Consider the following 18881-nt stretch of genomic DNA (forward strand, 5'->3'; position numbering starts at 1 on the left):
GGTGGGCGTCCAGAGCGGTCCTTCCGCCATGATGAGCTTCTCCCACGCGATGACGCTGGTGAATTCCTCGGGGGCGTGTTTCCGCGGGTCGACCTCCACGTCGGGATCGTTCTTCGTGGTGGTGACCACTTCCTTGCTTTTCTTGTTCAGGCTCGTGAAGCGGTTGCTCCACTTGGTGCCCTTGCTGTCCGGCGGGAAGCTCTCGCGGAACACCCGCTTGAGGTCGCGCGTGAGCGGCACGAGTTCCGTGAAGCCCGAGACGTTCGCTTTTTGCTCGGCGTTCAGCACCGGTTTTTTCTGGCTTTTGGCTTTAGAGATGATCTCCCCGCTGGAGATCGTGGCGAAAGTCTCGTTTGCCGAGCTCCCGCTTTTCTTGATCATTCCCGTGTATCTCAGTTTCGGCATAATGATAGGTTTTAGTTAGTAAATCCGAAGACCTCCCGTCACTCTCCGTGGGAGGCTTCAACAAAGGTATGACCTTTATTCATGAAAACAAAATAAAACTAAGATTATTTTTAAGATTATTTTAATAACTTTAACTACGCTCTCCCGCTACCACTTCCCGAACGGGGCGTTTCCCTTTGTTCACGCGGGGTAGCGGCGGTGTAGCCGGGGGGTGGATCCGGTAACTTCTCGACAACTTCTCGAGAAGTTCTCGACAAGTCTTCGACTCAACATGGGAATTTCTTTTGGAAATATGTAAAGTATTTTTTAAATTTATACGGGATCTGAAGTTAAGGTGGGGCGGAGGTGGCACGGGAGAGGTACGGGATCCCGCACGTGTAATTTAAAAGAAGGTGTCATGGGAAATTTGGAATCCGGTAAAAAACGAAGAAACAAGTACTCGATCGACGGGGAGACCCGTTACGAGAAGAACGGCGTGGAGTGCCGTTGCGCGAGCAAACGCCCGAGGTCGGCACAAGAGAAAGCCGAGGCGAAGGAACGTGCCTCGGAAGGACGCAAGGAACGGATGGCTGTGTTCGGGGTCGTGTCGTCCGTGTTGAAGGCGTTGTTCCGGCAACTGGGAGAGTGGGAGACGTGGAGCGTTTTCACCCGTAAATTGACTGTCACGGGCAGGGATCTTTGCAATAAGCTTAATAACTCGTGCTGCGACGTGAACGGGGTGAGGAACTTCCGGGCGTTCGTGTTCAGCTTGGGATGGCTGGCGAACCCGTTGTACACGCGCTTGTCGCGGCAGGGGTGGACGGTGACGCTGGAGTGGGAGGACAGGTGTCACCGGCGGGCGAACCCCGGGGCCCGTCTCTTTTACACATCTAGATGGGTATAAAAGNCTTTGCAATAAGCTTAATAACTCGTGCTGCGACGTGAACGGGGTGAGGAACTTCCGGGCGTTCGTGTTCAGCTTGGGATGGCTGGCGAACCCGTTGTACACGCGCTTGTCGCGGCAGGGGTGGACGGTGACGCTGGAGTGGGAGGACAGGTGTCACCGGCGGGCGAACCGCGGGACAGACCGGTTGATGATCGGGTATTTTTACCACTCGTACGCCAACGCGCCGCAGGTGATCGTGGACACGGGCGCCACGCGCGCCGACGGACGGGTGGAGTTCACGCTCCCCGGCAAGGGGTTTGACGGGGAGGCGTTGCCCGGGGACGAGGTGGTGCATATTTACCCGTTTTTCACGCGCCCCGATAGGTCGGATTCTTCACGCTCCCTTTATTTCCGCGCCCGCGAGGGGATGGACGAGGAGGTGTGACGCATCCGCATCACACCTCCTCGGGTCGAAAGTCCATAAGGTCCGAACCTTCGGTTCTAGTCGAAGGTCTGTAAGGTCCGTAAAGTCGAAAGGTCCGAACCTTCGGTTCTAGTCGAAAGTCCATAAAGTCCATAAAGTCGAAAGTCCCGAGTGTCCTTCGGACAGAGTTTACCGGCAGCATTGCTGCCGTGAACACGGCGCCCGCAGGGTCCATAGACCTTACGACTTTATAGACTTTATAGACCTTCGACCCGGGGTGAGCCGGGGCTCACCCCGCTATTTCAGCCACTTGTCTAACCACGCGGCAAAGGTGCGTTGCCAGAGGATGCCGTTCTGGCAACCGAGTACCCAGTGGCATTCCTCCGGGAAGTAGAGGTATTGGGCGGGTATGCCGCGCATGCGGGCGGCGTTGAAGGCGCCCATGCCTTGCGAGGCGTCGATGCGGAAGTCCTTCTGCCCGTGGATAACCAAGATAGGGGTATCCCACTCGCCGACGAATTTGTGCGGGGAGTTGTCGAAGGTGCGTTGCGCTGTTTTGTTCGCCTTGTCCCACGGTGCGCCGCCCATGTCCCACTGGGCGAACCACATCTCTTCGGTGTTGAAGTATTGCATTTCCATGTTGAAGATGCCGCAGTGGGCGATGAATGCCTTGAAGCGTTTGTCGTGATGCCCGGCGAGGTAGAAGACGGAGTAGCCGCCGTAGGAGGCCCCGACGCACCCGAGGCGGTCGGCGTCGATGTAGGGTTCTTTTTTCATCTCGTCGATGGCGGAGAGGTAGTCGCGGATGTTCTGGCCGGAATAGTCACCGCTGATCTGCTCGTTCCATTCCTGGCCGAATCCCGGGAGGCCGCGGCGGTTGGGGGCAACGATGATGTAGCCGTTTGCCGCCATCATCTGGAAGTTCCAGCGGTAGCTCCAGAATTGGCTGACGGTGCTCTGAGGTCCGCCCTCGCAGTAGAGGATGGCGGGATATTTTTTGGCAGGGTCGAAGTGGGGCGGGTAGATGATCCACGTCAGCATTTGTTTGCCGTCGGTGGTCTTGATCCAGCGGGATTCCACTTTGCCCATGGTGAGCTGGTCGAGTATCGGTTTGTTGACGAACGAGAGTTCCGTGTCTTTGCCCGTGGCGGGGTCTACCTTGTAGATTTCGGCGGGTTTGCTCATGGATACTTTCGTGGCGATGAGGTAGCCGTCGACGGGGAGGACGGAGGTGTAGTTGTGCACGCCGGAGGTGAGCTTGGTGATGGCGCCGTCGTCGAGGGTGAGGCGGTAGATCTCGTCCGTGGCGTGGTGGTCTGAGATGAAGTAGAGCGTGTTGTTGTCCGCCCAGGCGAGCGAGCCGACGTTCTGGTCGAAGTCGCGGGTGTATTCCTTTTTCTCCCCGGTTTTGAGGTTCATGACGAAGAGGCGGATTTTGTCAGCCTCGTACCCGTCACGTTCCATGCTTTCCCATGCCATGAGTTCGCCGTTGGGTGAAATCACTTGGTTTTGGTCGTATCCCATCATGCCTTCGGTGAGGTTGGCGGTTTTGCCCGTGTTCACGTCATAGCGGTATAAATCCGTGTTGGTGGAGAAGGCGTACGCTATGCCTTCTTTCTTGCGTGCCATGTAGATGACGCTCCGGCTGTCCGGCGTCCATGCCAGTTGCTCGATGCCTCCCCACGGGCGGACGGGGGATTCCCAGTGCTCGCCTTCCATGATGTCCTTGCCGGTAGTGACCATTTGCCCCGCGATGTAGTCGGCAACGAACGGGTGGGTGTACGCCTCAACCCAGTCGTTCCAGTGGCGGTAGAACTGGTCGTTGATGAGGCGGGCGTTTGCCTTCGGGAGGTCGGGGTGCAGGTCATGCACGTCTTTCTCGAGTTTCACGTCCTTCAAGTAGAGGAGTTTGGATTTGTCCGGGGAAAAGAGGAACCCGCCAATGCCGCCTTCCACGTTGGTGAGCTGCCGGAGGTCGCTGCCGTCCGGGTTCATTTCCCATAGCTGGACGGAGCCGGATTTCCCGCACATGAAGGCAATTTTGTTGTCTGATGTCCAGGTGGAGCCGAATTCTTTGTAATCCGTGTTTGTCAATTGTTTGGTGGTGCCGTCGGCAAGGTTCATGATGTAGAGGTCGGTGTACGAGCGGTCTTCTTCTTTGTTGAAGTAGGTGACCTCGTAGACGAGCGATTTCCGGTCGGGAGATACGCTCATCCCGCCGATTCTACCGAATGACCATAATACCTCGGGTGTCATCACGTCGGATGTCAGTTTCATATCCGGTGTTTTATAACTTGGTTTTACCGCTTCTTTCGGGCTATCACACGACACGACGGATAGCAGGATGAGGGCGGAGAATAAACTGTTTTTCATTGTCTTTTTAGCTGTTTAATAAGGGTTTATAAGGTCGGACCTTCGGTTCTGGTCGAAGGTCCGTAAGGTCTATAAGGTCCGTAAGTCCAAAGGTCGAACCTTCGGTTCTGGTCGAAGGTCTCCGTAAGGTCGAAAGTCACGGGTGTCTTTCAGGCGGTGTTTACCGGCAGCTCCAGCTGCCGTGGACAAAGCGCCCGCAGGGTCTACGGACTTTCGGACCTTATGGACTTTATGGACCTTTGGACTCATGGACTTTATGAACTTATTTCGTGGCCGGTTGCACGCCGCTTTTCATGGCTTCGACGATTTTGGCGGTGAGTTCCTCGGCAAGTTCCGGGTTGTCCATGACAAGTTGTTTCACGGTTTCCCGTCCTTGTCCCAGTTTGCTTTCCCCGTAAGAGAACCAGCTGCCGCTTTTCTTGATGACGTTGTATTCCACGCCAAGGTCAACGATCTCGCCGGAACGGGAGATGCCCTCGCCGTACATGATGTCGAACTCTGCCTTTTTGAATGGAGGGGCTACTTTGTTCTTGATGACCTTGACGCGGGTGTGGTTACCGAATATTTCCTCGCCGTCTTTGATCTGACCGATGCGGCGGATGTCAAGGCGCACGGAAGCGTAGAATTTCAAGGCGTTACCCCCGGTGGTCGTCTCGGGGTTGCCGAACATGACGCCGATTTTGTCGCGCAGCTGGTTGATGAAGATGCAGCAGGTGTTGGTCTTGCTGATGGTTCCCGTCAGTTTGCGCAGGGCTTGTGACATGAGGCGAGCCTGCAATCCCATCACGCTGTCGCCCATGTCGCCCTCGATCTCGGCTTTCGGCGTGAGCGCGGCGACGGAGTCGATGACGATGATGTCGATGGCGGAGGAGCGGATGAGTTGCTCGGCGATCTCGAGGGCTTGTTCCCCGTTGTCGGGTTGCGAGATGAACAGGTTGTTCACGTCGACACCCAGTTTCTCGGCGTAGGTGCGGTCGAAAGCGTGTTCGGCGTCGATGATGGCGGCGATACCACCCGCTTTCTGCGCCTCGGCGATAGCGTGGATGGCGAGGGTGGTTTTACCGGAGGATTCGGGGCCGAATATCTCGATGACACGCCCCCGCGGGTACCCGCCGACACCCAGCGCCCTGTCCAGCCCGATGGAGCCGGAGGGGATAGCCGCCACGTCTTCTACTACGTTATCTCCAAGTTTCATGACACTTCCCTTACCGAAGTTTTTCTCGATCTTGTCGAGGGTGAGTTGAAGTGCTTTTAACTTGTCTTGGTTGGTTTCTGCATTTGCCATAAACTTGTTTATTTTAGATATGATTGATTCTGTGATTTAGTGATTCAAGATGTCAAGGATTTGTCGCGCGTGATCCTTGGTGTTCACTTTCGTGATGATTTTCCGGATGGTTCCGTCCCCGTCGATGATGAAGGTGGTGCGCAACACGCCCATGTAAGTCCTGCCGTACATCTTTTTCTCTGCCCATACGCCGTAGGTTTCCAGTATCTTTTTGTCGGTGTCGGCGATCAGGTTGAACGAGAGGTTGTATTTCGCAATGAATTTCGCGTGGGAGCTTGCCGAGTCGGGGCTGACTCCCACGACCTCGAACCCTTTGCCCGCGAGGGAGGAATACCCGTCGTTCAGGCTGCAAGCTTCTGCCGTGCATCCCGATGTGTTGTCTTTCGGGTAGAAGTACAGTATTAGTTTTTTCCCTTTGAAATCGTCGGACGTGATCTTTTTCCCGTCTTGGTTTATTCCCTCGAAATAAGGGGCTTTTTCTCTTTCTTTCAATGTTGTCATAATCGTTTAAAGTTAATTCCCGTTGTCCCTCACAAAAGTAGGAATATTTTGGAGAATTAAGGTAGTGTTCGTGAATATTTGTACATTCGCGGGAGTCTAAAAAATGTTTATGGAATTTGTTGATACATACAATTTGACCGGGTTGATTATCGGGATTTGTACATTCCTGATTATCGGGATATTTCACCCCGTGGTGGTGAAAGCGGAATATTACTGGGGCACGGGGTGCTGGTGGATTTTCCTCGTGTTGGGTATCGCGGGGACGGTGGCGGCGTTGTGGGTGACCGACGTGTTGTGGTCGTCGTTGCTCGGGGTATTTGCCTTCTCTTCTTTCTGGACGATCAAGGAGATTTTCGAGCAGGAGGAACGCGTGCGGAAAGGATGGTTTCCCGCCAATCCGAAGAAGAAAAAACAATTGAAAGTTGAGAATTGAAAATTGAAAATGAATGGATAGTTTAGCAGTTTTGGAACAGATGAACCGGGAATGCCGGGGTACGTTGATGGAAGCATTAGGTATCGAGTTTACCGGGGTTGGCGAGAATTGGTTGGAGGCACGGATGCCGATTGATGAACGGACGATGCGTCCCGGAAGATTGTTGCACGGTGGAGCGATCATGGCTCTCGTGGAAACGGTGGGAAGCGGACTGACGTATATCGGGGTATCGCGGGAAGAAAACCACGTGTTCGGGATCGAGATTAACGGCAATCATATCCGCAAGGCGCAAGGAAGTTACGTGGTGGGGCGGGCAGAGTTTATCCACAAGGGGCAACGTACCCATGTCGTGTCGGTTAACGTGACGGACGAGTTCGGTAATCTGGCTTCCGTGTGTAGGATCACTAACGTGGTTTTGCCGAAGGGGGTGTAAGGTCGAACCTTCGGTTCTAGTCGAAAGTCCATAAAGTCCATAAAGTCGAAGGTCCATAAGGTCCGTAAGGTCTGTAAAGTTTAAAGTGATGGGTGTCTTTCGGACGGGGGGATACTGGCAGCTCTAGCTGCCGTGAACAAAGCGCCCGCAGGGTCTATGGACCTTATGGACTTTTGGACTTTACGGACCTTATAAACCTTATAAACCTTATGAACTTTATAAACCCTTTATCGCGGCTTCGAGCTTGAACATTTCGTCACGCAGGCGGGCGGCTTCGAGGAAGTCCATTTCTTTGGCGGCTTTCTGCATGGCGGCTTTGGTTTTTTGCAACATCTTTTCTAGTTCGGGTTTGCTCATGTAGGCGGAGACGGGGTCGGCTGCCATATTGATATGCTCTTCTTCGACGTAAGCCCGTGAGGTTTCTTTTAGTACGGATTCCGTTGATTTGCGGATTTGGGTGGGAGTGATGTTGTGGCGGCGGTTGTACTCCATTTGTTTTTCCCGGCGGTAGTTGGTTTCGTCGATGGTTTCCTGCATGGAGCGGGTGATGGTGTCGGCGTACATGATCACCTTCCCGTTCAGGTTGCGGGCGGCACGACCGGATGTCTGTATCAGGGAACGTGCCGAGCGCAGGAATCCTTCTTTGTCGGCGTCGAGGATAGCCACGAGGGAAACTTCCGGCATATCGAGCCCTTCGCGCAAGAGGTTGACCCCGACGATGACGTCGATGACGCCTTTCCGCAGGTTCTCGATGATCTGCACCCGTTCGAGCGTGTCGACGTCGGAGTGGATGTACTGGCATTTGATGCGAATACGGTCTAAATATTTGCTTAACTCCTCCGCCATACGCTTCGTGAGGGTGGTAACGAGTACGCGTTCCCCGATCTCGATGCGTTGCTGTATCTCGTTGACAAGGTGGTCGATCTGGTTTTTGCTGGGAACAATCTCTATCTCCGGGTCAAGGATTCCGGTCGGTCGGATGATCTGTTCCACGACGACGCCCTCGCATTTTGCCAGTTCGTAATCGGCAGGGGTGGCACTGACGTATATGGTTTGCCCCGTGTTTGCCTCGAATTCCTCGAAGGTGAGGGGGCGGTTGTCAAAAGCGGCGGGAAGGCGGAAGCCGTATTCCACGAGCGTTTGTTTCCGGGAACGGTCGCCGCCGTACATGGCTCTGACTTGCGGCAGGGTCACGTGCGATTCGTCGACGACGAGGAGGAAGTCCCGCGGGAAGTAGTCCAGCAGGCAGAAGGGACGTACACCCGCGGCACGCCCGTCCAAGTAACGGGAGTAGTTTTCGATGCCGGAACAGTATCCCAGTTCCCGAATCATTTCGAGATCGTAGTTCACCCGTTCTTCCAATCGCTTTGCTTCCAGGTGTTTCCCAACAGAGTTGAGAAACTCTACTTGCACGGTGAGGTCATGACCGATGTCACGGATAGCCTTTTCCAAGGTGGTTTTGTCCGTGACGAATAGGTTCGCCGGGTAAATGTTCAGGTTTTCCATCTCGTCCACGGTTTTCCCGGTTTGGGGGCTGAACGAGGTGATGCGGTCGATTTCGTCGTCCCAGAATTCTATCCGGTAGGCGATGCCCTCGAAGGTTTCGATGGAGGGGAAGATGTCGATCGTTTCCCCTTTTGCCCGGAAACTTCCCCGCTTGAACTCCAGTTCGTTGTTCACGTAAAGGGCATCCACCAGTCGGCGCAGCAGTTGGTTGCGACCAATCTTCTGTCCCCGGCGCAGGAGGATGATATTCGACCCGAAAGCGGTCGGGTCTGCCATGCCGTAGAGGCAGGACACGGACGAAACCACGATCACGTCCCGCCGCCCGGAAAGGAGGGAGGCTGTAGCCCGTAGCCGTAGCTTGTCGATCTCGTCGTTTATGGCGAGGTCTTTCTCTATATATGTATTCGTGGTCGGAAGGTAGGCTTCCGGCTGGTAATAGTCATAGTAAGAAACAAAGTATTCCACCGCGTTTTCCGGGAAGAACGACTTGAACTCGGAGTACAACTGGGCGGCTAGTGTCTTGTTGTGGCTTAATATGAGGGTAGGGCGTTGTACTTGGTTGATGACGTTAGCAATCGTGAATGTCTTCCCCGAACCCGTGACACCCAGCAATACCTGTCCCGGGGTATCTTCTTCAAGTCCCCGTGTTAATTGTTTTATCGCTTCCGGCTGGTCCCCGGTGGGTTGGAATTCTGAGGTGAGTTTGAACATGCAATTATTGAAGTTTGTTCATGAATTTCTCCGGGTTGATCACGAAGCGGTCGTGGACGGCAGAGCCGATGGGGGCGGTTTCGTCCCATGCTTCTATTTCGAAGCGGATACGGCGACCGTCTACCCCGGTGATCGTGGCTTTGCAGCCTACTTTCTTGCCGACGGCGGTGGCTTTGACGTGTTTCGTGTTGATCTCGATGCCCACGGTGTCGCTGTCGGCATCGAGCATTCCTTCCAGACATTTGATAGCCGTGTTTTCCATCAAACCGACCATTGCCGGGGTGGCGAATACTTCCAGTTTTCCCGAGCCGTAAACGGCGGCGGTGTCCTTATGTTGTACTGTTATTTCTTGCGTGTACGAGTGTCCTATTTTTATTTCCATGGTGATATGTATTTGAATCGCAAAGTTACCAAAATATACTATAAGTATTGCTGGTTTAAGAAGATTTTGAGATTTACGATTTATGATTGGGGGGAGTTAGCTGAAATAGAGGCGGGCGGCGACGACGACGAGGATCACGAGCAGGATGTAACGAATATATTTCGCTCCCCATTTCACGCTGAAACGCACGCCAAGCCATGCCCCGAGCATATTGCCGCAGGCGAGGACGAGTCCTACCTTGAAGTCGACCAGATCGTTGTAGATGAAGATTGCCAGCGCGATGACCGTGTAGAAAAGGACGATGAGTAGTTTCACGGCGTTGGCTTTCAGCAAGTCATAGCCACAGCCCAAAACTAATCCGGCGAGCAGGAAGAAACCGATGCCGATTTGAATGAATCCGCCGTAAATGCCGATAAAGAAGAAGATCAGGTTCCGTAGCCACGGTTGTTTCATTTTCGCCTTGTCCGCGTTGGCTTTTACCCACGCGTCGGGGTTGAGAAGCAACATGAAAAACATGACAAGCAAGAGCCCGGCGATGACCTTTTTGAAGACCGCCTCGTCGATGTCAACGGCGATGAGAGCGCCCACGATGCTCCCGAGGGCGACGGGGAGCAGCAGTTTGTAGTCGGTTTTGAAATCGAGTATCTTCTTTTGCTTGAAGCTACTGACAGAAACCACGTTTTGCAGCAGGATGGCAACGCGGTTCGTGGCATTGGCTACATTTGCCGGAAGACCGATAAAGATCAGGAAGGGTACTACTAGCATGGAACCTCCTCCGCCGACCGTGTTGATAAACCCGGCCGCCGTGCCGAGCAATATGGTAACGAGTGCTTCTGTTATTGTCATGGCACAAAATTATATTAAAACGGGTTAATTTCTAGTTTTAGTCTTTTAATTTTCCATTGTTAGGAGTATTTTCTCGGGTAGCGGAAGAATATAGCCAAAAGGGCGGCTATTCCCATCAGGTACGGGTAGTAGAGGTATTGCATGATGGCGAGGGGGGTGATGTTTGCCAGTCCGGCAGCCATGAGAAGCTGTGCCCCGTAAGGGATAATCCCTTGCACGAAGCAGGAGAAGGTGTCTAACAGGCTGGCTGACTTGCGCGGGTCGACCCCGAACCGGGTGGCGATGTCTTTCGCTATGGGACCCGCCATGATGAGGGCTATCGTGTTGTTTGCCGTGCAGAGGTTGGCAAAACTCACGAGGGCGGCGATACTTAATTCCGCTCTTTTCTTCGAGTTGACACGGGTTGTCAGTTTTTGGATGATATAAGCGATTCCCCCGTTATGGCGGATCATTTCCAGCATTCCCCCGGCGAGCAGGGTGATGATGATGAGTTCGCCCATGCCGGATATGCCTGTTCCCATGGCGGAAATCCATTCCCAGAACGGGGTGCTTCCGGCAATAATACCTATCACGCCGCAGCACAGGATTCCCAGTAACAGTACCAGCATGACGTTGACCCCGGCTAGAGCGGTGGCAAGTACCAGAACGTAAGGGATGACTTTCAACCACTCGATTTCACGGGTGACGGGATGCGTGGATATTTCCGTTCCCTGAAACAGGTAGACGAGCGCGACAATCACGGCAACCGGGATGACAATGAGGCTGTTGACCCGAAATTTGTCTTTCATGTTGCATCCTTGCGTGCGGGTTGCCACGATGGTCGTGTCCGAGATAAAGGAGAGGTTGTCCCCGAACATGGCGCCTCCGACCACGATAGCCACCATGTAGGGGAGTTCTACGCTTGTTTGCGTGGCAATACCCACGGCAACAGGGGTGAGGGCCACGATCGTCCCCACGGAGGTTCCCATGGATAGCGATATGAAACAAGCCGCGATGAACATCCCCGCCAGCAATAGGCTGTCCGGGAGAACGGCTAGAGCGAGGTTCACCGTGGCATCGACTGCCCCTACTGCCTTCGCGGTTTGGGCGAATGCCCCGGCAAGGATGAATATCAATACCATGAGCATGATATTGCTGTTCGCTGCCCCCTTGCAAAAGAGGTCTACCCGTTTGTGCAATTTACCGCCCGGGGAGATTGCCACGGCAACAACGGACGACACGAGGAATGCCACGGTGATGGGCATCTTGTAGAAGTCACCCATGATGATCGAGGCGACGAGGTAAATAAGCAAAAAGACGACCAGCGGTATTAACGCTAAAAAACGGGGTTGGGGTTCTTGGTTCATTTTCAAAATACTTGTTTCACGATTTCCTGTATATTTTCCGATTTTCCCATGGTATAGTAGTGAACGGCGGGTACGCCATGCGCGATTAGGTCTTTGCTTTGTGCCACGCACCATTCGATGCCTACTTGGTTGATTTCCTTGTTGTTTTTGCACGAGCGGATGGCTTTCACCAGTTCCTGGGGGATGTCGATGCTGAACGTACGGGGTAGCATCTCCAAATGTTTGAGGGTAGAGATGGGTTTCAATCCCGGAACGATCGGAACCGTGATTCCCTGTTCCCGGCATTTCTCGACGAAGCGGAAGAAGCGGGCGTTGTCGAAGAACATTTGCGTGACGATGTAGTTTGCCCCGGCGTCCACTTTGCGTTTCAAGTTCTCGATGTCGCAGGCTTGGTTGGGTGCCTCGTAGTGTTTCTCCGGGTAACCTGCCACGCCGATGCAGAAGTTGGTTGGCACGGTGTCCGTCAGCGTGTCGTCGAGGTATTGCCCGCGGTTCATGCGGGATATTTGTTCGACTAATTCGCGACTATATTTATGACCGTCTTCGTCGGGGGTGAAGAAACGCTGTCCCGGGATGGGGTCGCCCCGGAGTGCCATCACGTTTTCGATATCGAGAAAGTTCAAGTCGATGAGTTCGTTCTCGATTTTGTGGCGGGGGGGGCCCCCCCCCCCCACGGGGGATTTTGTGGCGGGTGGCTCCCCCGCACACGATGTGCGGCACCATGTCCACGTTGTACCTTCTCATGATGGCAGCCGCCAGGGCAACCGTTCCCGGGCGTTTGGTGACGGTAACCTTTTTGATCGTTCCGTCGGGTAATTCCCGGTATTCTACTTCATCCCGGTGGAACGTGATATTAATGAACGGGGGGGCGAGGGCGATCAGTGGTTCTATCGCCTCGTAGATTTTATTAATATCTCCCCCTCTCAATGGTGGCACCAGCTCGAATGAGAAAACCGCTTTGTCTGATTTATTTAGTATGTCGATGACTTTCATGATTTCCGATTTGTGATTTATGATTCCTGTTGCATGAGGTTGGCTTTTACACGCTGAAGTATTTGGCTTTGGGGTGCGAGATGAGCATGCCGCAGAGGCTCGTGGAGGGATAGATGGAGTATCCTTCCGTGAGTCGGACCCCGATTCGCGCGGGAGCGTCTAGTGCCTCGAAAGCCGTCTTTTTTAACGCGTGGTCGGGGCAGGAGGGATAGCCGAACGCGGGACGAATGACGTGTGTCCCCTCGTTTATCCGTTCTTGCATCCATTCCGCGCAGGCTTCCGTCAGGCGGGCACAGAGGCTTTCCCGTAGTAGATGCTCGAAGTCGCGGCAGTCGTTGCACTTGTGGTTGTCGGATACTTTCAGGCAGAATAGTCCGACGCTCCCGAGTCCTTTGTCACGGGGGATCACGAAGTCCGCCAGCGAGAGGCATTCCGGCAGGTCGGCCTGTTGCCGGGGCATCGGGAAGCGGTATTTCCCGTCCAGCACGATCTCGTCGTTTTCCGAGTAAGCGTCAAAGAAGCGCACCACGATGGAGGCGTCGAATTCGTTGCCGGCAATCACTTTCCCCAGCATGTCGAGTGCCGCCTGGTACGTGCGGTCCGCCTCGTCGTTCGTGTAGATGATCTCCGGGTATTTCCCCTTGAAGCCCCAGAAGTGGAAAAAGGGAGTCCAGTCGATCTTTTCCACGAGGTCTTCGATGTTGAGGTGTTTCACCAGCAGGTTGTGTTCCCCGAACGTGGTCGGTTGAACGTTATCCCAATCGTAACGTGGCGTCCTCCGGCGGGCTTCGTCGAGGGATATTTGTTTTTGTTGCCGGTGATAGTAGTGCGTGCGGATTTCCTCCTGTTCTTGTTTGATTTCCCGGGTGTAGTTCTCGCGGTCGTTCAGCAGGCGCTTGATGATTCCCACGGTGCGGGACGCGTCGCCTCCCGGCACGACGCAATAGTCGTATTGGGGAGCCAGTTTGACGGCGGTGTGGACGGAGGAGGTAGTGGCACCTCCCACGATGAGCGGCACGTGCAGTTGCTCTTTTTGCAGTAGTTCGCACAGGTTTTCCATTTCGCCCAGCGAGGGGGTGATTAACCCACTGACCCCGACAATGTCTGCCTCGTGTTGCTTGATCGCCTCGATAATCCTTTGGTTGTCTACCATGACACCAAGGTCTATCACGTCCAGGTTGTTGCAGGTAAGCACGATGTTCACGATGTTTTTACCGATGTCGTGCACGTCGCCTTTTACCGTGGCGAGAATTATTCTCGGGCGGCGTTTCACGTCCTGTCCCCCGGCATTGTGGCGTTCGATCTCGGGTTGCAGGAGGTGCACGGCTTCCTTCATTACTTTTGCGGATTTTACCACTTGGGGGAGAAACATTTTGCCTTCCCCGAAGAGTTCGCCTACCCGTTCCATGCCCTTCATGAGCGGTCCCTCGATGATCTCTACCGGGTTGGGGTATTGGCGGAGGGCTTCCCCGATGTCTGCCGGGAGATAGTCCGTGATGCCTTTCACGAGCGCGTGTCCCAATCGTCCTTCCAGCGGGAGGGTGCGCCATTCTTCGCCTTGCGCGTTTTTGTTTTCCCCTTTTGTTTCCTTGTACTTTTCAGCCAGGGCAACCAGGGTTTCCGTCGCCTCGGGGGTGCGGTTCAGTACCACGTTTTCCACGGCTTTCAGGAGTTCGGGGGCTATCTCGTCGTATATCTGTAACATGGCGGGGTTGACGATAGCCATGTCCAGCCCGGCACGGATGGCGTGGTAGAGGAAAACGGAGTGCATGGCTTCCCGCACGGTGTTGTTGCCCCGGAAGGAGAACGACAGGTTGGATACCCCGCCCGACGTGCGGCAACCTTTCAGGTTTTGCTTGATCCACCGCACGGCTTCGATGAAGTCCACGGCATAGTTGTTGTGTTCCTCGATACCTGTTCCGATAGCCAGGATATTCACGTCGAAGACAATGTTTTCCGGGGTGAATCCGGCACTGGTGGTCAGCAGGCGGTAAGCCCGTTGGCAGATGTCTATTTTCCGCCGGAAGGTGGTTGCTTGTCCTTCCTCGTCGAAAGCCATCACCACGACTGCCGCCCCGAGGCGTTGTATCTCTTTTGCCCGGCGCAGGAATTCTTCTTCTCCTTCCTTGAGGCTGATGGAGTTCACGATACATTTGCCCGGCGAGTTTTTCAACCCTGCCAGGATGGTTTCCCATTTCGACGAATCGATCATGAGGGCGGCTTTGGCGATGTCCGGTTCGTTGCTGATGATGCGGACAAAGCGTTCCATTTCCGCCGTGCCGTCCAGCATGGCGTCGTCCATGTTGATGTCGATGATCGAGGCGCCCGCTTCGATTTGTTTGCGGGCGATGATTGCCGCTTCCGCGTAATTCTTTTCCCGTATCAGCCGGGCGAATTTGGCGGAGCCTGCCACGTTGGTACGCTCCCCGATGTTGATGAAGTTACTTTGTTCTTTATCAACGGTCACGGTGTCCAGTCCGCTTACTTTCAGGCAGTGTTCCGGGGTGGGAATTTGACGGGGTGGGATGTTTTTCAGGACGTTGGCGATAGCTTGTATATGAGCGGGTGTCGTGCCGCAACATCCTCCGGCGATGTTGATTAGTCCTTCTCGTGCCATGTCTTGCAGGCATTGTGCCGTGAATTCGGGCGACTCGTCGTATTCACCCATTTCGTTCGGCAACCCGGCGTTCGGGTAGATACTTATCCCGCAAGGCACGTGCGGTGCCAGTTCACGGATGAAGCGGTGCAGTTCTTTTGCCCCGAAGGAACAATTCAACCCGAAACTTAAGATAGGGTAGTGGGACAGGCTCGTGAACAAGGCGTCCAGCGATTGTCCCGTCAGCGTGCGCCCGCTTTTGTCGTTGACCGTGGCGGAGAGCATCACGGGGAGCCGCGTGCCGTGTTCTTCCTGTACCTTGGATATGGCGTACAGGGCGGCTTTGGCGTTTAGCCCGTCATAGATCGTTTCCACGAGCAGGAGATCGACGCCTCCCTCCACGAGAGCCGTTACTTGGGGGGTGTAAGCCGCAACCATCGCGTCGAAGTCCACGTTCCGGTAGGCGGGTTGTTCCGGGTCGGGGGCAAGGGTCAGGGATTTGTCCGTGGGACCGATGCTTCCCGCCACGTGTACCACCCGCTCTTTGCAGGCGGAAGCCGCTTCTTTGGCTATTCGTGCGCCTTCCCGGTTTATACGGTCAATCCATCCCGTGCACCCGTATTCGGACTGGGAAATGGCGTTGGCATTGAACGTGTTGGTTTCGATGATGTCGGCACCCGCTTCAATGTAGTTTTGGTGTACCTGGCGGATGATGTCGGGGCGGGTGATGTTCAGCACGTCGTTGTTCCCTTTCAGGGGAACGGGGTGTCCGGCAAATTCTTCGCCCCGGAAGTCCGCTTCCGTTAACCCGAATTGTTGCAGGGCTGTTCCCGTGGCTCCGTCCAGGATGAGTATGCGGTCGGCGAGGGCGAGTTGCAGGTCATGGTCGCCTTTGGCGAGTTGCAGGTTGCAGGTTGTATTTTTGTTTGTTTTCATCTCTAGTTCTTTATTTCCAAATCTTTAAATCAAATATCCCGTGGATTCCGATTTTATCGTCTTTGATACAAATGGCACCCAGTATTTCTTCCACATTCCCGATCTTCTCGATGCAGGGGGCAATATCCTCCGCGGTCTGGATCTCGTTGGCGAAAGCCGTGGCGTACGTGTCGGCGAGGGCGCAATCCCTGCAGATAATCATCACGGCATCCGCCCGTCCGAAACTGAGGGAGGGACCCACTGTTCCCGACGAGGTGCATATTCCCAGCGGGGCGTGCCCGGCGTCGATCGTGAAACCGACTTTTTCGGATAACGGCGATTGTCCGGCAAACACGGCGATGTCTATGTTCTCCTGGATATCGGCGTATATGTCCCCGCCATTCTCCACGATGATTTCCCGTGTCCCGAACTTTTCCTTGATTTCCTCGCCGATCTCGCAGGCTACAGCCCCGGCGACGGCACTCATGGGACCGATGCCCGAACGTGCAGCCACTTCCGCCATCTCCCGGAAGATAGCCGGTGCTGTCGGTAGAGCCTCGCGCGGGGTTAATGCTTTGAGGTATCCCGGGTCTTGGGCTACATAGGCATCCATACTCTCCCGCAACGAACGGACACGGGATTCGACGAAAGCCGGGATCCCCGCTTGGAACGAGGCTTTGTCAACCCCTATCCACAAATCCGTTTCCTTGAACGCGACCGTGAAAGAATGCCAGCGTTCTCCCTGTAGATGTTCCCTGTATGTGCGATCTTTGTATTCCATTTGAGTTCTTAAAGTTTATAAACTAATTCAGAGAATCACTGAATTCGATCTTGAAGAGTTTCAACGGGCAGGCTTTGAGGCAGAGCTTGCAGGCGATACATTTTTCAGGATTGAATCGCAATTTCCAGTCCGGGGCTTCGATGGTCAGTGCGTGGGAAAAACAAGCGGAGGCGCAGTTTCCGCAATTGATACAACGGGTTTCGTCGTAGGAAATCTTGCTGGAAACGGGACTCACGGTCACGCCATTGTCATTTAGGAAAGCGATGGCTTGCTCGATACGTAGTTCGTCGGCATCCATCTCGATGAGCAAAGAACCGGTTCTTCCGGGTTGTATCTCTCCTTTTAGGATGTTTATTTTTATATCGTAAATACGAATCAGTTCGTACGTTAAAGGTCTGTCTGTCGCGTCAACCGGGAAGGTTAATATTACTTTTTTGTTCATAACCGGAATAATTTTAAGTTGATAAATTCTGTGATTGAATGATTTAATCGACAATCTCTAAATTTTTGAGTTTGGTTCCCGTGGGCATCGGGCGAACGGGTTCCGTGAGCAGGAAATCGCCTTTCTGTATCCATGATTTCAGTATATCGGCTATCTGCCGTGCTTTCGCTAGACTTGCCACGGGAGTCGTTCTGATCTTGTGACCGTTGACCTCGATCTCCCCGGATTGCAGGGCGGCATAGTTCGTTTTTCCCAGGATCTTGTTCCCGTCCCCGTAGTCCACGACGGTAGTTTCAATTTGTTCGTTGCGGATGGATACCCTGCGGGCTAAATCCTCATCCAGAATCGGGATGGGGATACCGATGCCGACGAACAGGCTTACCCCGTATTTCTCGTAGTACACGCCCCGCAGGAAGTCGGTGCTCATGTTTTTCAAGTCGCCGATTACCGCTATCGTGCGGGCGTTGCTGGTGGGGATGCCGTACTCGTTGACCTCTTTGGTCGAGTGGAATTGCGTCCCGTTCCATGTTACATAACCCTCCGTGCCGCAGAGGAAAATACGGGTTCCCAATCCTATCGTGCGGCATTCCGGATCATTCAGCAGGGGAGAGAGTTCACCCGCCGTGCTGTACGAGGCGTTGCGCAGTTTGGGAAGCAGCGTTCCCATGTAGGTGTATTTGATTTTGTCCGTGGAGTTGGTTGCCACGTTGTAGTTTTGGTACGCATTTCTCGGGTTGTAGAGGATTGCCTCGTTGATGGTGTCTTTCGTGATACGTGTTTTGATGTGTTTGCGGGGATAACAATCCGTTCCTTTTCCCCAGGCTTCCAGGGTGATTTCTTTGCCCGCGACGAGGTCTTCGATGATGTGCGCTCCCCCGTATGCCGGGTTTTCCGGATTGCAGTCCGTGGCTCCCACGTACGTGTCGACGGCGGCGAGTCCCCCGCTGACACGTATCCCGTTCAATTCGATCTTTTCCATGCGAATCGGGGGATTGGCGTGCCCGAAATTCAGGAAAGCTCCCGAGGAGCACATAGCCCCGAAGGTGGCTGTCGTCACTACATCTACTTTTTCGGCGATCTCTTTGGGCGATAGCGTCTTTGCCAGTTCAGAAACTTCTTCGGCGGTTAACACTACTGCCGTTCCTTTTTTTATTTTGTCGTTTATTTCTGCGTATGTCTTTGCCATAATCTTTTCTAATTTCTTGATACACGAATGGTTTAAGTGATGATTTTTTACATGGCGGCTGCCTTGCAACTACCTGATTGCTAGTGTTCCGTTGAAAAGAGAGTTCACGAGTTTCATGTACGGTTCACGATATAACCGTTTCAATAAATTCTGAAAATCATGATACAATTATCCAATCAGAAATTTACAATAAAAAAAATCTAAAATAAATAAGTTCCGGGGTAAAAAATATTCTAGCGCATGCAGCGCATACACATGGACATGGAAATAGAGAGGATGAAAAGATTGCTACAATTGGCGGTGCAATAAATGCTAGTCTGTTTTTCGTTTTCTTTTTTCATTTTTCTTCAGCTTAAATTATAACTCCTGGTTCTCAGGTCAGGTTTTGGCACCTTGCAAACTTTTGCAGGTTGTCGGAGCTTCTATGAGCCTGTTCTCTCGACTCCTCTTTATAATTC

At 53.7% G+C, this 18881-nt stretch carries 18 protein-coding genes and 1 riboswitch; of the genes, 5 read left to right on the plus strand and 13 right to left on the minus strand.

The genetic code is table 11. From position 1 onward, the window contains the following. Window positions 1-28: 28 nt before the first annotated feature. The 3 genes from BN8899_RS20820 (at window position 29) to BN8899_RS15870 (ending at window position 1591) form a co-directional block, all read left to right on the plus strand. Entirely contained in the window at window positions 29-424 is a 396-nt protein-coding gene (locus BN8899_RS20820; RefSeq protein ID WP_187376931.1) for a hypothetical protein, read from the plus strand. 378 nt (window positions 425-802) lie between these two features. Next, on the plus strand, window positions 803-1288 hold the full coding sequence (locus BN8899_RS15865) for a hypothetical protein (RefSeq protein ID WP_065220132.1): 486 nt from the start codon (window positions 803-805) through the stop codon (window positions 1286-1288). Window positions 1289-1315: 27 nt separating this feature from the next. Continuing rightward, a complete protein-coding gene (locus BN8899_RS15870; RefSeq protein WP_148375478.1) occupies window positions 1316-1591 on the plus strand; it encodes a hypothetical protein in 276 nt (91 codons plus the stop codon). 400 nt (window positions 1592-1991) lie between these two features. Here the strand turns inward: BN8899_RS15870 and BN8899_RS15880 are convergent, their stop codons facing one another. From BN8899_RS15880 to bcp, 3 genes are all read right to left on the minus strand, one after another. Beyond that, window positions 1992-4067, minus strand: coding sequence for a dipeptidyl-peptidase Dpp5 (locus tag BN8899_RS15880; protein ID WP_065220135.1), 2076 nt, complete (start codon window positions 4065-4067; stop codon window positions 1992-1994). A 262-nt stretch (window positions 4068-4329) separates the two neighbouring features. Next, window positions 4330-5352, minus strand: a complete 1023-nt coding sequence (gene recA / locus BN8899_RS15885; protein ID WP_018336567.1) for a recombinase RecA — start codon at window positions 5350-5352, stop codon at window positions 4330-4332. A gap of 36 nt (window positions 5353-5388) precedes the next feature. Continuing rightward, the gene (gene bcp, locus BN8899_RS15890; protein WP_065220136.1) at window positions 5389-5853 is read right to left on the minus strand and encodes a thioredoxin-dependent thiol peroxidase; all 465 of its coding nucleotides are present in this window, start codon (window positions 5851-5853) and stop codon (window positions 5389-5391) included. A gap of 109 nt (window positions 5854-5962) precedes the next feature. On the opposite strand from bcp, the gene BN8899_RS15895 reads away from it, so the two are divergent. Continuing rightward, the gene (locus BN8899_RS15895) at window positions 5963-6286 is read left to right on the plus strand and encodes a DUF4491 family protein (protein WP_065220777.1); all 324 of its coding nucleotides are present in this window, start codon (window positions 5963-5965) and stop codon (window positions 6284-6286) included. 13 nt (window positions 6287-6299) lie between these two features. Continuing rightward, window positions 6300-6719, plus strand: a complete 420-nt coding sequence (locus BN8899_RS15900) for a PaaI family thioesterase (protein WP_065220137.1) — start codon at window positions 6300-6302, stop codon at window positions 6717-6719. A gap of 216 nt (window positions 6720-6935) precedes the next feature. On the opposite strand, the gene uvrB is transcribed toward BN8899_RS15900, so the two are convergent. The 10 genes from uvrB to BN8899_RS15945 form a co-directional block, all read right to left on the minus strand. Beyond that, entirely contained in the window at window positions 6936-8936 is a 2001-nt protein-coding gene (gene uvrB / locus BN8899_RS15905) for an excinuclease ABC subunit UvrB (protein ID WP_065220138.1), read from the minus strand. Between the two features lie 4 nt (window positions 8937-8940). Next, window positions 8941-9318 (minus strand): thioesterase family protein, encoded by a 378-nt coding sequence (locus BN8899_RS15910; RefSeq protein WP_065220139.1) that lies wholly within the window; start codon window positions 9316-9318, stop codon window positions 8941-8943. A 96-nt stretch (window positions 9319-9414) separates the two neighbouring features. Continuing rightward, a complete protein-coding gene (locus tag BN8899_RS15915; protein ID WP_065220140.1) occupies window positions 9415-10164 on the minus strand; it encodes a sulfite exporter TauE/SafE family protein in 750 nt (249 codons plus the stop codon). A gap of 59 nt (window positions 10165-10223) precedes the next feature. Next, complete coding sequence (locus tag BN8899_RS15920) at window positions 10224-11510, minus strand: Na+/H+ antiporter NhaC family protein (protein ID WP_065220141.1); 1287 nt, start codon at window positions 11508-11510, stop codon at window positions 10224-10226. Between the two features lie 2 nt (window positions 11511-11512). Beyond that, the gene (locus BN8899_RS21365) at window positions 11513-12133 is read right to left on the minus strand and encodes a methylenetetrahydrofolate reductase (protein ID WP_316244991.1); all 621 of its coding nucleotides are present in this window, start codon (window positions 12131-12133) and stop codon (window positions 11513-11515) included. Next, entirely contained in the window at window positions 12042-12503 is a 462-nt protein-coding gene (locus BN8899_RS21370; RefSeq protein WP_316244992.1) for a methylenetetrahydrofolate reductase, read from the minus strand. The genes BN8899_RS21365 and BN8899_RS21370 overlap by 92 nt, the downstream gene beginning before the upstream one ends. 46 nt (window positions 12504-12549) lie before the next feature. Then, a complete protein-coding gene (metH, locus tag BN8899_RS15930) occupies window positions 12550-16035 on the minus strand; it encodes a methionine synthase (protein ID WP_231932400.1) in 3486 nt (1161 codons plus the stop codon). A gap of 10 nt (window positions 16036-16045) precedes the next feature. Next, a complete protein-coding gene (locus BN8899_RS15935; protein WP_065220142.1) occupies window positions 16046-16795 on the minus strand; it encodes a UPF0280 family protein in 750 nt (249 codons plus the stop codon). 22 nt (window positions 16796-16817) lie between these two features. Continuing rightward, window positions 16818-17237 (minus strand): NIL domain-containing protein, encoded by a 420-nt coding sequence (locus BN8899_RS15940; RefSeq protein WP_018336554.1) that lies wholly within the window; start codon window positions 17235-17237, stop codon window positions 16818-16820. A gap of 43 nt (window positions 17238-17280) precedes the next feature. Then, window positions 17281-18423, minus strand: coding sequence for a homocysteine biosynthesis protein (locus tag BN8899_RS15945; protein WP_018336553.1), 1143 nt, complete (start codon window positions 18421-18423; stop codon window positions 17281-17283). Between the two features lie 354 nt (window positions 18424-18777). After that, window positions 18778-18881, minus strand: a riboswitch (SAM riboswitch).

It is taken from the genome of Butyricimonas sp. Marseille-P2440 (genome assembly GCF_900091675.1).
In the GTDB taxonomy this organism is placed as follows: domain Bacteria; phylum Bacteroidota; class Bacteroidia; order Bacteroidales; family Marinifilaceae; genus Butyricimonas; species Butyricimonas synergistica.